15 protein-coding genes are annotated in these 12,545 nt (G+C 66.9%); 9 read left to right on the forward strand and 6 right to left on the reverse strand.

Features of this window, described 5'->3' with window-relative positions:
- The first annotated feature begins 18 nt into the window (after nucleotides 1-18).
- The gene (locus ACSYS9_RS21935; protein WP_071227893.1) at nucleotides 19-735 is read left to right on the forward strand and encodes an ABC transporter substrate-binding protein; all 717 of its coding nucleotides are present in this window, start codon (nucleotides 19-21) and stop codon (nucleotides 733-735) included.
- 42 nt (nucleotides 736-777) lie between these two features.
- On the opposite strand, the gene ACSYS9_RS21940 is transcribed toward ACSYS9_RS21935, so the two are convergent.
- Both ACSYS9_RS21940 and ACSYS9_RS21945 read right to left on the reverse strand, forming a co-directional pair.
- Nucleotides 778-1,740 carry an IS110 family transposase gene (locus tag ACSYS9_RS21940; RefSeq protein WP_132809226.1) on the reverse strand — a complete coding sequence of 321 codons (963 nt, stop codon included), beginning with the start codon at nucleotides 1,738-1,740 and terminating at the stop codon, nucleotides 778-780.
- A gap of 276 nt (nucleotides 1,741-2,016) precedes the next feature.
- The gene (locus ACSYS9_RS21945; RefSeq protein WP_049463274.1) at nucleotides 2,017-2,916 is read right to left on the reverse strand and encodes a LysR substrate-binding domain-containing protein; all 900 of its coding nucleotides are present in this window, start codon (nucleotides 2,914-2,916) and stop codon (nucleotides 2,017-2,019) included.
- A gap of 98 nt (nucleotides 2,917-3,014) precedes the next feature.
- On the opposite strand from ACSYS9_RS21945, the gene ACSYS9_RS21950 reads away from it, so the two are divergent.
- Complete coding sequence (locus tag ACSYS9_RS21950) at nucleotides 3,015-3,194, forward strand: hypothetical protein (protein ID WP_071229370.1); 180 nt, start codon at nucleotides 3,015-3,017, stop codon at nucleotides 3,192-3,194.
- On the opposite strand, the gene ACSYS9_RS21955 is transcribed toward ACSYS9_RS21950, so the two are convergent.
- A complete protein-coding gene (locus ACSYS9_RS21955) occupies nucleotides 3,191-4,738 on the reverse strand; it encodes an alkaline phosphatase (protein ID WP_071229369.1) in 1,548 nt (515 codons plus the stop codon). The genes ACSYS9_RS21950 and ACSYS9_RS21955 overlap by 4 nt on opposite strands.
- Before the next feature lie 121 nt (nucleotides 4,739-4,859).
- Between ACSYS9_RS21955 and ACSYS9_RS21960 the strand changes: the two genes are divergently transcribed.
- Entirely contained in the window at nucleotides 4,860-5,654 is a 795-nt protein-coding gene (locus tag ACSYS9_RS21960; RefSeq protein WP_071229368.1) for a D-alanyl-D-alanine carboxypeptidase family protein, read from the forward strand.
- A 5-nt stretch (nucleotides 5,655-5,659) separates the two neighbouring features.
- On the opposite strand, the gene ACSYS9_RS21965 is transcribed toward ACSYS9_RS21960, so the two are convergent.
- Nucleotides 5,660-6,253: a TetR/AcrR family transcriptional regulator gene (locus ACSYS9_RS21965; RefSeq protein ID WP_071229367.1), complete on the reverse strand. Its 594-nt coding sequence runs from the start codon at nucleotides 6,251-6,253 to the stop codon at nucleotides 5,660-5,662.
- Nucleotides 6,254-6,269: 16 nt separating this feature from the next.
- Nucleotides 6,270-6,866: an NAD(P)H-dependent oxidoreductase gene (locus ACSYS9_RS21970; protein WP_071229366.1), complete on the reverse strand. Its 597-nt coding sequence runs from the start codon at nucleotides 6,864-6,866 to the stop codon at nucleotides 6,270-6,272.
- 126 nt (nucleotides 6,867-6,992) lie between these two features.
- Between ACSYS9_RS21970 and ACSYS9_RS21975 the strand changes: the two genes are divergently transcribed.
- Nucleotides 6,993-7,526: a hypothetical protein gene (locus ACSYS9_RS21975; protein ID WP_071229365.1), complete on the forward strand. Its 534-nt coding sequence runs from the start codon at nucleotides 6,993-6,995 to the stop codon at nucleotides 7,524-7,526.
- Between the two features lie 73 nt (nucleotides 7,527-7,599).
- Here the strand turns inward: ACSYS9_RS21975 and ACSYS9_RS21980 are convergent, their stop codons facing one another.
- On the reverse strand, nucleotides 7,600-8,427 hold the full coding sequence (locus ACSYS9_RS21980) for an isocitrate lyase/PEP mutase family protein (protein ID WP_071229364.1): 828 nt from the start codon (nucleotides 8,425-8,427) through the stop codon (nucleotides 7,600-7,602).
- 165 nt (nucleotides 8,428-8,592) lie between these two features.
- On the opposite strand from ACSYS9_RS21980, the gene ACSYS9_RS21985 reads away from it, so the two are divergent.
- The 5 genes from ACSYS9_RS21985 to accC all read left to right on the forward strand — a co-directional run bounded on the left by ACSYS9_RS21985 (nucleotide 8,593) and on the right by accC (nucleotide 12,453).
- Nucleotides 8,593-9,321 carry a DOPA 4,5-dioxygenase family protein gene (locus ACSYS9_RS21985; protein WP_049401742.1) on the forward strand — a complete coding sequence of 243 codons (729 nt, stop codon included), beginning with the start codon at nucleotides 8,593-8,595 and terminating at the stop codon, nucleotides 9,319-9,321.
- Nucleotides 9,322-9,670: 349 nt separating this feature from the next.
- Complete coding sequence (gene aroQ / locus ACSYS9_RS21990; RefSeq protein ID WP_049423471.1) at nucleotides 9,671-10,120, forward strand: type II 3-dehydroquinate dehydratase; 450 nt, start codon at nucleotides 9,671-9,673, stop codon at nucleotides 10,118-10,120.
- Nucleotides 10,117-10,542 (forward strand): lysozyme inhibitor LprI family protein, encoded by a 426-nt coding sequence (locus ACSYS9_RS21995; RefSeq protein ID WP_080355197.1) that lies wholly within the window; start codon nucleotides 10,117-10,119, stop codon nucleotides 10,540-10,542. Before aroQ ends, ACSYS9_RS21995 begins: the two co-directional genes overlap by 4 nt.
- Nucleotides 10,543-10,595: 53 nt before the next feature.
- Nucleotides 10,596-11,075, forward strand: coding sequence for an acetyl-CoA carboxylase biotin carboxyl carrier protein (gene accB / locus ACSYS9_RS22000; RefSeq protein ID WP_032129560.1), 480 nt, complete (start codon nucleotides 10,596-10,598; stop codon nucleotides 11,073-11,075).
- Between the two features lie 10 nt (nucleotides 11,076-11,085).
- A complete protein-coding gene (gene accC / locus ACSYS9_RS22005) occupies nucleotides 11,086-12,453 on the forward strand; it encodes an acetyl-CoA carboxylase biotin carboxylase subunit (RefSeq protein ID WP_032129559.1) in 1,368 nt (455 codons plus the stop codon).
- The last annotated feature ends 92 nt before the right edge of the window (nucleotides 12,454-12,545 follow it).

Raw genomic sequence — 12,545 nt, forward strand, 5'->3', positions numbered from 1 at the left:
TGCCCCGTGGAGTCCCGCATGTCCCTGGCCGACCACCGAAGTACGCTGGCACCGCACGGTTTCCTGCGCGTGGCGATCAACCTGGGCAACCCGGTGCTGGCACAGGGCGATGCGCGCTCACCGCGCGGCCCCTCGCTGGAACTGGCTACCGCATTGGCGCAACGGATGGGGGTGCAGGCTCGCTTCACCTGCCACGATGCCGCAGCCTCGGTGGTCGAGGCAGCAGGCGAAGACGGCTGGGATCTGGCCTTCCTGGCCATCGATCCGGCACGCGCCGACCGCATTGCCTTCAGTGCTCCGTACCTGGAGATCGAAGGTACCTATCTGGTTCGCGCGGACAGCCCTGCGCAGCAGGTAGCCGACCTGGATCGCGAGGGGCTGCGCATCGCGGTGGGGCGTGGCGCGGCCTATGACCTGTTCCTCAGTCGCGAACTGCGCCATGCCACGATCGAGCGGGCAGAGACCTCGGCGGCGGCCATCACGTTGTTCGATCAGCAGCGCCTGGATGCCGCCGCCGGTGTACGCCAGCCGCTGGAAGCATGGGCGCAGGTGCATCCCGGCCACCGTGTGCTGGCCGGCCGTTTCACCGCGATCCAGCAGGCAGTGGCGGCGCCGGCCTCACGCCCGGCCGATGCATTGCGGGCGTTGTTCGAGGAAGTGGAGGCGATCAAGGCCGGCCCGTTGCTTGAGGCAGCGTTCGCGCGTGCCGGGCAGGCGGTCACGCTGGTGCGATGACTGTAGAGTCGAGCACCAGCAGTCGAGATCCTATGTTCGTGGTCAAGCCTGCTGGAAGCAGGCTTGACCCACCTTCAGCATGGCCGGATCGAAGTCCCGGCCGCTTTTGAAGACACCCCAGGCGATCCTGGCCAGCTTTCTGGCCAGGATGTTGAAGACGGCGGTGCTGGGGTGACCGCGTTTTGACAGCTCGTCGTAGAGCGGTTGCCCCTGGCGACACCGCTTGAGCCCCATGGCGGCCATGTAGAGCATCTGGCGCAGCACTGGCGCGCCCTGTTTGGACAGCCGACGCCGTCCCGTTCTGCCGCCAGACTCGTTGGGCCGGGGATCCAGGCCCGTGCAGGCGATCCACGCGTTGGCGTTGGCCAACGGCCAGCGCGTCATGTAGTAGATCAGGTGAGCGGCGACGGCGGGGCCGATACCAGGGATGGTCAACAGGCGCTTGTAGAGCGTGCCATGCTCTCCATCGCGACCCAAGCGCTGCAGTTCGCTTTCCAGCTCGGACAGCGTCCCAGCCAGAGCGCAGAACAGATCTGACAGCTCCCCGGGGGCACTTTTGCTTACCCCGAAGGATTGCTCCAGGCGCGCGCGTGTCTTTACCAGCGTCTGCCGCTTGCGCAGCAAATCGTGCATCTGCTGCTGCTCATCGGTACGCGGTACGTATTCACGCAGGCGATCGTTCTCCTTCTTCACGTACCGGGCGATCGCTTCGGCGTCCATGGCGTCCGTCTTGCCACGCGAGCCCGTCGCCCGGCCGTAGTGCTTGATCAGACGTGGATTGATCACATAGACAACGTGGCCTGCCTGGCCAGCCATCCGAGCCAACAACTCGTAGTATCGCCCCGTCGCCTCCATGCCAATCCGGCATCGCTGGGGCAAGGTGTTGAGCCACTGGGCTATGCCGGCCCGGGTGTTGGCGATCCTGTCGCCGGCCTTGCGGTCGGCCACTGCCGGTACGAACTCCTTGGAGTCCACGTCCACGCCAATATCGAGAGAATCAGACATTTGTACGGCTCCCAGCTATCTTTAAGGGGCTGGGGTGGTACCGCACCGACGTTAGCTTGCCTACATCGACGATCCCCTTTGGGGGCCGTACGATCCTTTATCGACGTTCGTGTGCGGGATGGGGATCGCTCGACTCGTCTGTCGGCTAGTATCCGCAGATGCATGCTTGACGGTCCCTCCACCCTGGCTCCTACATACCTCGTAGGAGCCGGGAGGAACATACAAGCATGGCTCGATGCTGCAGATCCAGATGCAATGGTCGAGCATGGCTCGACGCTACAGATGTGCGTCTGCCATGTGCCGCACGTGCTCGGCGGCCTGCGCGTGCAGCCAGTCGCGGAACGCAAGGAAACCGCGATGGCTGGCCGAGCGCTGCGGGTACACCAGCCAATGCGGCCAGTCGGTCTTCAGGCGCTGGCTGGACAGTGCGACCAGCTGGCCTGAATCCAGCAGCAGCCGCGCCCGCGTCACCCGCCCGAGCGCTACGCCCACGCCATCCAGAGCGGCGCGATGGTGCGCCTCCGAATCATCCAGCACCGCCACGAAACGCGACGGCGGGCTCTGCCCGCTCAACGCGAACCAGGCGCCCCACGCGCCGTCCGGATCGCCGAGCAGCGGCCACCGGGTCAGCGGCACACGGTCAATGCCGCCCATGCGTTCGATCAGTGCCGGGCTCGCCATCGGCACCAGCCACTCGTCGAACAGCGGTTCCACCACCAGGCCCGGCCATTGCCCGCTGCCCAGACGCAGCGCGGCGTCGAACTGGCGCTGCCGCTCGAAATCGATCAGGCGTTCACTCGACTGCAGGTTGATCTCGATCTGTGGATGCTCGGCCACGAAGTGACCCAGGCGCGGCACCAGCCAGGCCGACGCCATCGACGGCACCGCGCTGATCGTCAATACGTGCTCGGCACGTGCGGCATAGGGCTGGAAGGCTTCGTTGATCGCATCCAAATGCGGTCCGACCTGGTCGAGCAGGCGCTGCCCCTCAAGGGTGAGGGTGACACCACGCGGCTGGCGGATCAGCAGCGGCTGCCCGAGCCGTTCTTCCAGCTGCCGCATCTGATGGCTGAGCGCACTGACGGTCACATTCATCGACGCGGCGGCACGCGACAGGTTGCCGAGCCGGGCAGCAGCCACGAAGCCCTGCAGGGCATGGAGCGGAGGGCGGGACATCAGGCTTGAATTCCTCTCAAGGCATGCTTGCGGAAATGTCGCTTTTTGCCCGTCCATGCTGCCCGTATCGTGCAATCCACTCAAGTGGAGGCACGCTCATGAACATCTTCAGCGGCTTGTTGTTCCTGCACGGCCACGTGGCCAGCGCCGAGCTGGCACGCCAGCTGGCCAGCCCGTCGCCGCCGCCCAGCACCATCCCCGGTAGTGCCGGCCGCTGGCCGGCAACCTCGTCGACCGGGAAACCTGCAGCTGCCAGCCAGCGCCCCGCGCACCCCTAACGCTGCAGTGCCTCCTGCACCGCGGCAGCCACGTCGGTGTTGTCGATGTAACTGCCGTCGTTCCAGTGCACGTGCTGACGGTAGCCGGCATCAACGCCCCGCACGCGCTGGCCCAGCAGCTCCGCGCCCGCGCCCTTGGCCCACAACGGCACCAGCGCGTTGGAATGGTTGCCGGTGGGACGGAAGCTGATCCCGGGCATGCGCCCACGGCCGTTGTTGCGCACCGGCTCGAAGGCGACGTTCTGTGCATCCGGGCCCATCGGCATGCTGTTGTCGTGGTCGGTGGTGACGATCAGCAGGTTGCGCTCCCAGCCACCGTTGCGTTCGATCCACTCGATCACTGCTGTCACCGCGTCGTTGAACTCCACGGTTTCCTCGATCAGCCGGCCGTACTGCGGCTGGTCGCTGCACTGGCCGTAGTGCCATTCAGTGCCGCAGGCACTGGTATGGGCGGCCCAGTCGGTGGCGCCACCTTCCACCATCAGGAACAGGCCGTTGGACGAACGCTGCTGCAGGAATTGCAGCGCACCACGGGTCATGGTCGCAAGATCCGGCACGCTGTCGATCTTCCTCACACCGGAAGGCGTGGCCGCATCCTTGCCCAGCACCTGCAGCTGCCGCGCCTGCTGCAGCGTGTTGGCCACGCGCGGTACACCGATCAGCGGCCGGTCGGCCGGCAACCGTCCCTGCGCCAGCGCGGCGAACGCTTCCTTGCTGCGGATCAGGCGCCACGGCCCCGACGGATTGCCGCCGATGGTGCTGCCCGCTTCCAGCTGCTGCCAATCCTGCTGCGCCACCCATTCCCACGGGTTCGCGCAGCCCTCGGCCTTGGCCGCGCCGGCACTCTCGTCACAGGCGCGACCATCAACGCTGTAGCCAGGGCCTCCGGTGCCCATCACCAGATCCATATGCCCCTGCGCCAGCATCTGATGGGCGATGGCGTGATAGTTGTTGCGCGATTCGTTCTGCGCCGCGAACGCGGCCGGCGTGGCATGCGCGAACGGTACCGAAGTCACCACGCCGGTGGCCATGCCCAGCCGCTTGGCGCGCAGCGTATTGAACTCGACCGGATTGCCATCGTTGTTGAAGTTGATGGCGTTGTTGTAGGTCTTGATGCCCGAGGACAACGCGGTACCCGCCGCCGCACTGTCGGTAGCCACCGCAGCCAGGTACTGGTAGCCCGCAAACGGCAGGTCCTGCGCAGGAACCGGTGTGTCATCCCAGGCCTTGCCCGCGTCGTAACCCAGGGTCTGTGCGTTGTCGCGGGTCGGCTGGCTGCTGGCATTCAACGGGAAGGTGGTTACCGCCAGGCGCTGCGGGAAATCCGCATACGGGGCCCCTTCGCGGCCGCCGTATTGCCAGTAGGCGGCGGCGTCCCAGGTGCCCCAACCGGCGCCGTCGTTGATCATCACGATCACGTTGTGCGGGCGCGCTGGGCCGGAAGCAACAGCCTCGGCGCGCAGATTGGGCTGGCAGCCGCCAAGTGCGGCCAGCGCGAGCAGCAACGAAGAATGAAGCCAGCGGCGTGGAATGCGTGCAGTCATCGGGTGTCCCGTCGGGCCATCGGCGGCCCACAATGACGATACGTTATATCGTTGCAATATTTCAGATTCGTGCAGCCGCCGCACACTATCCTCCTGGGCCCCCACTGCCATCGTCGCTTCCATGCCGTCTCCTGCTCCTGCGCGTGCACCGCTGTCCTTCATCACCCTCGATGCGGCAACGTTCGCGGTGATTCACCAGCACAACGCGGACATCGCCAGGCAACCGGCCTCGCTGACCAAGCTGATGACCGCCTATGCGGCATACGAATGCGTCGAAGAGAACGGAGGCGCGTGGGACGAAGCGGTCACCATCGCCGCCGGGGATGTGCACGCGGTGGCCGATGATGAAACGCGCATGGGCCTGGTGCCCGGTGAAACAGTCACCCTCGCGCGCCTGCTGGAAGGACTGATGATCGTCTCCGGCAATGACGCGGCGCTGGCCATCGCGCGCCATCTGGACGGATCACAGCCTGCGTTCCTGGACCGCATGAACCGGCACGCGCGCCAGCTTGGCCTGCGCAGCAGCTGGTTCGCCAGCGTGTCCGGCATCACCACCCCGCACCATGCGTCCAGCGCGCGCGACATGGCAGTACTCGCCGCCTGCCTGCTGAATGACCATCCGCAGATACTGGCAATCACCGCGCAGCGCACGTTCGCGCATGGCAGCCTCAGCCGCAGCAACCAGAACGCCCTGCTCGGCGATGACGGCGTGGATGGCTTGAAGACCGGCTACACCCAGGCCGCAGGCTTCTGCCTGGCCGCCACCGCATGCCGGGCAGTGCCCGGGCGGGATCAGCCGGTACGCCTGATCACCGTGGTGCTGGGTTCTGAAAGCCGCGACGCACGCGATGCCCTTGTGCGCGAACGGCTGGCCGCCGGGTTTGCGGCGCTGGCCGACAGCACCGCCGACGCCTGAAGGGCTCAGCGTCGCTTGACCGTTGCCACGATCAGCCGCTGCAGCTCGGCTTCGGCTGCGGCCTTGTCCAGCGCGCCTGCTGCTACGGCTTCGGACAGGGCTTCGGCCGCACCGAGAATCGCCCAGCACCCGGCCAGTGGCACCGTGCCGTCGGCAGCAAACGGGCCCAGCCAGGTGTCGCAGTTGTCGATGAAATCCTGCTGGTAGCGCCGCCGCACCTCGCGCAGTTCAGGTGCACCGACCAGCGCGGCAAGGATGCCCTGCACTTCACTGCCTTGGCTGAGGATGCAGTCGATGTAGCCGGAGGCGATGGCCGCCGCACGATCGGCCAACTGCGCCCGGGCGCGGCCGATGCGCTCGTTGAAGACCTGCGTCTGGCGGCCGTCGTAGTCATCGTAGAGCGCGGCCAGCAGCCCATTGCGGGTCACGAAGTGATCGTAGGCCACCGGCTTGGTCACGCCCGCAGCCTCGGCCAACCGCCCCAGCGTCAGCGCGTCGGTGCCTTCGTCGCCGACCAGCGCCCAGGCCACATCCAGCAACTGGCGGCCGCGTTGCTCACGGGTCAATCGGCGGCGCGTGGGAGCGGCATTGGCAGGCATCGGCAGGGCACGGCGGTCAGCGCATCGGAGTTCCGATTTTACGGCCGATCGCCAGTGCGGTCTGCAGATGCGTTTCGGCCGCACCGGTATCGGCATCCAGCAGCAGGTCTGACGTCAGCACGCGCGCGCCGCAGTAGTCGAAGATGCCCATGTCGATCTGGGTCTTCATCGCCGCGCCGTAGCCGCGCCGTTCGATCATGTCCGCGCCGGCCCCACCGATGCCGACCAGGTGCACGCGCAGCCGCTGCAGCTTCTTCTGCACCTTGCCGTCGGCACCGTCCTGGTAGGCCCAGCCCTGGGTGAACACGCGATCGATCCAGCCCTTCAGCAGTGCGGGGAACGACCACCAGTACAGCGGGTAGACCAGTACCAGCGTGTCGGCAGCATCCAGCCGCGCCTGCTCGGCGGCGACGTCGGCTGGAGGTGCGCCGGTGCCACGGAACGGCGCCTGGTCGTGCGTGTTGAAGCGCGGATCGAAGCCTTCGGCCATCAGATCGGCATGGGTCACGGTATTGGCGGTATCCGTTGCGGTGATGGCTTCGCCGATGCGCCTGGCGATGGCATGGGTCAACGCGGCGGATTCAGGATGGGCGGTAACGATGAGGGTGTGCATGGGGGATGTCCGGAATTCACTACCTACCAATAGTAGATAATGGCGCCCGGGACACCAGCGCCATGCGTGGGACGCTGTTTCCGCATCCGCCGTATAGTGCGGCGGTTCCCGCTGAGATACCCGACGATGCACCGATACCTGCTCGCCCTTCTGCTGGCCCTGCCGATGGCAATGGCCGTTGCGCCAGCGCTGGCCGGTGAGCTCAGTCCGGAAGACTCGGCCGCATTGCGCCAGGACGTGCAGGCGATGATGGGCGCATTCGCCCGCGGCGATGCCGAGTTGATCATCGCCCGAACCCATCCCAGCCTGAAGCGCCTGGCCGGGGGCGATGAGGCCTATGCGCGTATGACTCGCGACACCCTGAGAGAGCTGCGCAGGACCGGGGTCACCATCATCAGCGACGAGGCCGGCGTGCCGGGCCACACCTATGCAGCCGGTGATGAGGAAGTCTGCTTCGTGCCACGCCAGTCGCTGCTGCGCGTGCGCGAGGCGCCGATGCGCAGCACCTCGTTCATGCTCGCCGTGCGCCGCGTCGGCACAGCCCAATGGAGTTTCATTGACGGTGCTGCGTTGCTGGACAATCCCGCGCTGCTGCGGCAACTGCTGCCAGCGTTGGAGTCTGGGGTGACGCTGCCCAAGGGTGGGATGGAAGCGCTGTAATCGCAGGCGCATCCATCCACGCATGGCGTGGATCTACTATCCCTGCTGGTCTGGGACTGCACCGGGATTTCGCTCAACGGAACAGCGCGTTCAACGCGGCCCCGGAAGCCGCCTGCTGCAGGCCGTCGAAGCGTCCGTCCTGCACGATCGGCTGTGTCGCCTGCATCAGTCCGCCCCATGCAGCACGGGCCAGTGCGCCGCCCAGGCTGATCCGGCGTACGCCGAGAGCAGCGATGTCCTGCAGGCGCAGCGGTGTCGGCCCACCGACCAGCAGGTTCACCGGCTTCGACCCTGCGGCGGCAACCACCGCGCTGATCTGCTCGCGCGTGCTGATGCCCGGTGCATACAGCACATCGGCGCCGGCCTCGGCATAGGCGCGCAGGCGCTGCAGGGTGTCCGGCAGATCCGGCACGCCGACGAAGAAGTTCTCGGCACGGCCAACCAGCAGCACGTCGCCGCCCGCGCGGTCGATGGCTGCACGGGCAGCGCGCAGACGCTCCACCGCCTGATCGATCGGACGCAGCGGTGCATCGGCGACGCCGCTGGCATCCTCGATCGACAATGCCGCGATGCCGGTGTCGATCGCCGCGGCCACCGCCTCCTGCACCTTCTGCGGCGTATCACCGAAACCATCGCCGAAATCGGCGTTCAACGGCAGCGGCGTCGCTGCCGCCATCAGGCGCAGATGGTCCAGCGTGGCCTGTAGCGAAACCGCTCCGTCCGGCCGCCCTTCGCTCCAGGCACAGCCGGCACTGGTCGTGGCCAGTGCCTGGAAGCCCTGCCGCTGCAGGTAGCGCGCACTGCCCACGTCCCATGGATTGGGCAGTACGAAGCACCCTGCTGCATGCAGCTGGCGGAAGGCCGCGCGCTTGCGTTGGGTATCGGCATCGGGCGAGGTCATGGCGGGCTCCGGGGCGGCAGACCTGCACCCTAGCCCGCCCTGCAGCCGGGCTCAACGACGACGGCGCAAACCTGCATGAGGTGATGCCACCTGCTTATTGGACGCTGTGGATGCAGGTGCCCGAGCGTGCTTGCCTGCCCACACGATGCCGCCACGGAGCCCTTCATGCACCCGGACCCGCTGACCTTGATCGACGCCGGCGACGATGACGCCCACTGGGCCGACCTGCTTTCGCCCACACGCCGCCGCCTGATCGCATCGGCCGGTCTGGCCGCCGGCGGCCTGGCCAGTGCGTCGACCGCCGCCGCAGCCCCGCGCGGCGAAAGCACGGTGAACACCACCGAACCCGGGCGCCCCGGCTTCCGTGCCATCGTCCCGCCGCCGGTGAAGGGCAGCAGCCCCTGGGGCCAGGTCACCGCCAGCGAACCGACCCCGCGTCCAGCCAGCGTGCGTCCCGGGGAGGCCACCCTGCCCGCGACCCCACGTGCCTACACCGACATCAAGAGCTATCACGCGCATATCTACTTCGACGAGGACAGCTTCGAGAAAGCTGCGCTGCTGCGGCGCTGGGCGGCCGAGCGCTTCCCGGTGGAGCTGGGCAACTGGAACCTGGAACCACGCGGACCGCACGTCACCCCGTCGTTCTATTTCGGCTTCACCAACGACCTGCTGCCGGTGCTGGTGCCATGGCTGCAGCTCAACAGCCTGGGCCTGACCATCCTGATCCACCCCAATACCGGTGATGGCCGCGCCGACCATCTGTATTACGCGTTGTGGGTGAACCGCGCGCAGCCGGTGAACGCCTACAACTGGCCGGCACCGAAGCCGGGGGAACGGGAGCCCTTGGAGGAGGTGTTCCCGAACGTGGTGCCGACGGTGCCGCTGGAGACGTGAGCGGGTGCGTGGCGGGGGCGGTGGGTGGCGTGCAGCGCACCTTGGGCTGCCCCTCGGTGGGTGCGTAGCCTGCTGCGCACCGAACTTCCTTCATCCACGCATGGCGTGGATCTACCGCATCACAGCCCGTTGCGGCATCGGTCATCGCCCGGCCTGCCGCCATCGTCGGCCTACGTGCACGCATCCCCAGCTGCACGGCGTTCAGCGCGCCTTGATCCAGCGCCCGCCATACGGCCGCAAGCCCTCCGGGGAATTTCAAACAATCGATTGAAACGCTGCAAACTTCGCCGAACTGGACAGCATCCGCCGGTTCCGCCAGACTGCCGCCCTTTCCCGTCTTCCGGATCCCATGGCGAAGCTGCTGGTCCTGCACGGCCCCAACCTCAACCTGCTCGGCACCCGCGAGCCGGAGGTCTACGGCCACACCACGCTGGCCGACATCGACCAGGCGCTGGCCGCCCAGGCCTCGGCTGCCGGGCACGCGGTGGAGAGCCTGCAGTCCAATGCCGAGCACGTGCTGGTGGACCGCGTGCAGGCCGCACGCGACGACGGAACCGCTTTCATCCTGATCAACCCCGCCGCCTTCACCCACACCTCGGTCGCCCTGCGCGATGCGCTGGCGGCGGTGGCGGTGCCGTTCATCGAGATCCACCTGTCCAACCCGCATACCCGCGAACCGTTCCGCCAGCACAGCTACTTCAGTGACAAGGCCGTGGGCGTGGTCTGCGGTTTCGGCGCCGACAGCTACCGCTACGCGATGGACGCGGCGCTGCTGCGCGTGCAGGCGGCCCGCGCGTGAAGATGCTCCCAAGAGTGCTTGCCTGCATCGTGCTGTGGGCCGGCGTGTGCGGCGCCAGCATCGCCGCCGAGCGCGCGGCCGCTGGCATTGACTGCGCGCAGGCGACCGGCGGCTACGAGCGCGACATGTGCGATTCCGATCGCCTGGATGACGCCGACAGCGCATTGAACGCCGTTTACGTCCAGGCGCGCGGCGAACTGAAGGCGCAGGCCGCCGATGGCAGCTGCAGCCGCTGCGCAGCGGCCGAACAGCAGCTGGTGAAGGCCCAGCGCATCTGGATAACCCTGCGCGATGCAGACTGCGAGGCAGTCTACGCCTTCAATGCAGACGGCACCTCGCGCAACCCTGCGAAGATGCAGTGCCTGATCACCCAGACGCGCGACCGTACGCGGCAGCTGCGCGAGTTCTACGAACTGCTTTGACCCGAGCGCGATGCGCTTCCCACCACACTGACATCAAGAGCAAAGAGGCCACCATGGATCTCCGCAAAATCAAGAAGCTGATCGACCTGCTGGAAGAGTCGAACCTGGCTGAAATCGAAATCAAGGAAGGCGAAGAGTCGGTGCGCCTGTCGCGCGCCCCGGTGGCCGGCTATGCCGCCCCGGTCGCCGCCCCGGTGTACGCCGCTCCGGCCGCTCCGGCGCCGCAGGCGATGCCGATGCAGTCGCCGACCGAAGCCTCCACCGGTGGCACCGCCAAGCCGGGCCCGGCGCTGCCGGAAGGCCACGTGCTGCGCTCGCCGATGGTCGGCACCTTCTACGCGTCGTCCGCCCCGGACAAGCCTGCGTTCGTCAGCGTTGGCCAGCAGGTCAAGGAAGGCGAGACCCTGGCCATCATCGAAGCGATGAAGATGTTCAACCCGATCGAAGCCGACAAGTCCGGCACCATCGTCGCCATCCTCGGCGAGAACGGCCAGCCGGTCGAATTCGACCAGCCGCTGTTCGTGATCGGCTGAGGGGCACGCCATGCTCGACAAAGTCGTCATCGCCAACCGAGGGGAAATCGCGCTGCGCATCCTGCGCGCGTGCCACACCCTCGGCATCCGCACGGTGGCCGTGCATTCCACGGTCGACCGCAACCTCAAGCACGTGGCCATGGCCGACGAGTCGGTCTGCATCGGTCCGGCGCCGTCGCCGCAGAGCTACCTCAACATCCCGGCACTGATCGCCGCGGCGGAAGTCACCGACGCCCAGGCCATCCACCCGGGCTACGGCTTCCTGTCGGAGAACGCCGACTTCGCCGAGCGCGTGGAAGAGTCCGGTTTCATCTTCATCGGCCCCAAGGCCGACACCATCCGCATGATGGGTGACAAGGTCGAAGCCATCCGCGCGATGAAGTCCGCCGGCGTGCCGTGCGTGCCCGGCTCGGGCGGCCCGCTGGGCGAAGACATCGTCGCCAACACCAAGATCGCCCGTGAGATCGGCTACCCGGTCATCATCAAGGCGGCCGGTGGTGGCGGTGGCCGCGGCATGCGCGTGGTGCACGCCGAAGCCTCGCTGAAGACCTCGATCGAAACCACCAAGAGCGAGGCCAAGGCCGCGTTCGGCAATGGCGAGGTCTACATGGAGAAGTTCCTGGAGAACCCGCGCCACGTGGAAATCCAGGTACTGGCCGACGGCCAGGGCAACGCCATCCACCTGGGCGAGCGTGACTGCTCGATGCAGCGCCGCCACCAGAAGGTGGTGGAAGAAGCGCCGGCACCGGGCATCACTGCCGAGCAGCGCGAGCAGATCGGCAAGGTCTGCACCGAAGCCTGCGTACGCATCGGCTACCGTGGTGCCGGCACGTTCGAGTTCCTGTACGAGGACGGCCGCTTCTACTTCATCGAAATGAACACCCGCATCCAGGTGGAACATCCGGTCACCGAAATGGTCACCGGCATCGACCTGGTGGCCGAGCAGCTGAAGATCGCCGCCGGCCAGAAGCTGTCGATCAAGCAGAGCGACGTGGTGCTGACCGGCCATGCCATCGAGTGCCGCATCAACGCCGAAGATGCGGAGACCTTCGTGCCGAGCCCGGGCACCATCACCGGCTTCCATCCGCCGGGCGGCCCCGGCGTGCGCGTGGACACCCACATCTACAGTGGCTACCGCGTGCCGTCGAACTACGACTCGATGATCGGCAAGCTGATCGTGCACGGCCCGGACCGCGAAACCGCCATTGCCCGCATGCGCGTGGCACTGAGCGAAATGGTGGTCGATGGCATCAAGACCAACGTCGCCCTGCAGCAGCGGATCATGCGCGACAAGGGCTTCCAGGCCGGTGGCCAGAACATCCACTACCTGGAAAAGCGCCTGGCCGAACGCAAGAACAAGCCGATCGCGCTGACCTGATCGGCGCCACGTGCTGGACATGAAAAGGGCGGGGATATCCCCGCCCTTTTCTGTTGCTGCAGCGCCGAGCCCATGCTCGGCTTGCCGGAAAG

It is taken from the genome of Stenotrophomonas sp. STK17_22, assembly GCF_051983905.1.
GTDB lineage: Bacteria > Pseudomonadota > Gammaproteobacteria > Xanthomonadales > Xanthomonadaceae > Stenotrophomonas > Stenotrophomonas maltophilia_A.

Bases quoted from the DNA above. Each gene is read 5' to 3' on its own strand.
- ACSYS9_RS21975 (WP_071229365.1), top strand. From the start codon at position 6,993: ATGCACCGATACCTGCTCGCCCTTCTGCTGGCCCTGCCGATGGCAATG.
- ACSYS9_RS21985 (WP_049401742.1), top strand. From the start codon at position 8,593: ATGCACCCGGACCCGCTGACCTTGATCGACGCCGGCGACGATGACGCC.
- ACSYS9_RS21935 (WP_071227893.1), top strand. From the start codon at position 19: ATGTCCCTGGCCGACCACCGAAGTACGCTGGCACCGCACGGTTTCCTG.
- ACSYS9_RS21945 (WP_049463274.1), bottom strand. From the start codon at position 2,916: ATGTCCCGCCCTCCGCTCCATGCCCTGCAGGGCTTCGTGGCTGCTGCC.
- ACSYS9_RS21970 (WP_071229366.1), bottom strand. From the start codon at position 6,866: ATGCACACCCTCATCGTTACCGCCCATCCTGAATCCGCCGCGTTGACC.
- ACSYS9_RS21950 (WP_071229370.1), top strand. From the start codon at position 3,015: ATGAACATCTTCAGCGGCTTGTTGTTCCTGCACGGCCACGTGGCCAGC.
- ACSYS9_RS21955 (WP_071229369.1), bottom strand. From the start codon at position 4,738: ATGACTGCACGCATTCCACGCCGCTGGCTTCATTCTTCGTTGCTGCTC.
- ACSYS9_RS21965 (WP_071229367.1), bottom strand. From the start codon at position 6,253: ATGCCTGCCAATGCCGCTCCCACGCGCCGCCGATTGACCCGTGAGCAA.
- ACSYS9_RS21940 (WP_132809226.1), bottom strand. From the start codon at position 1,740: ATGTCTGATTCTCTCGATATTGGCGTGGACGTGGACTCCAAGGAGTTC.
- accC (WP_032129559.1), top strand. From the start codon at position 11,086: ATGCTCGACAAAGTCGTCATCGCCAACCGAGGGGAAATCGCGCTGCGC.
- aroQ (WP_049423471.1), top strand. From the start codon at position 9,671: ATGGCGAAGCTGCTGGTCCTGCACGGCCCCAACCTCAACCTGCTCGGC.
- ACSYS9_RS21980 (WP_071229364.1), bottom strand. From the start codon at position 8,427: ATGACCTCGCCCGATGCCGATACCCAACGCAAGCGCGCGGCCTTCCGC.
- ACSYS9_RS21960 (WP_071229368.1), top strand. From the start codon at position 4,860: ATGCCGTCTCCTGCTCCTGCGCGTGCACCGCTGTCCTTCATCACCCTC.
- accB (WP_032129560.1), top strand. From the start codon at position 10,596: ATGGATCTCCGCAAAATCAAGAAGCTGATCGACCTGCTGGAAGAGTCG.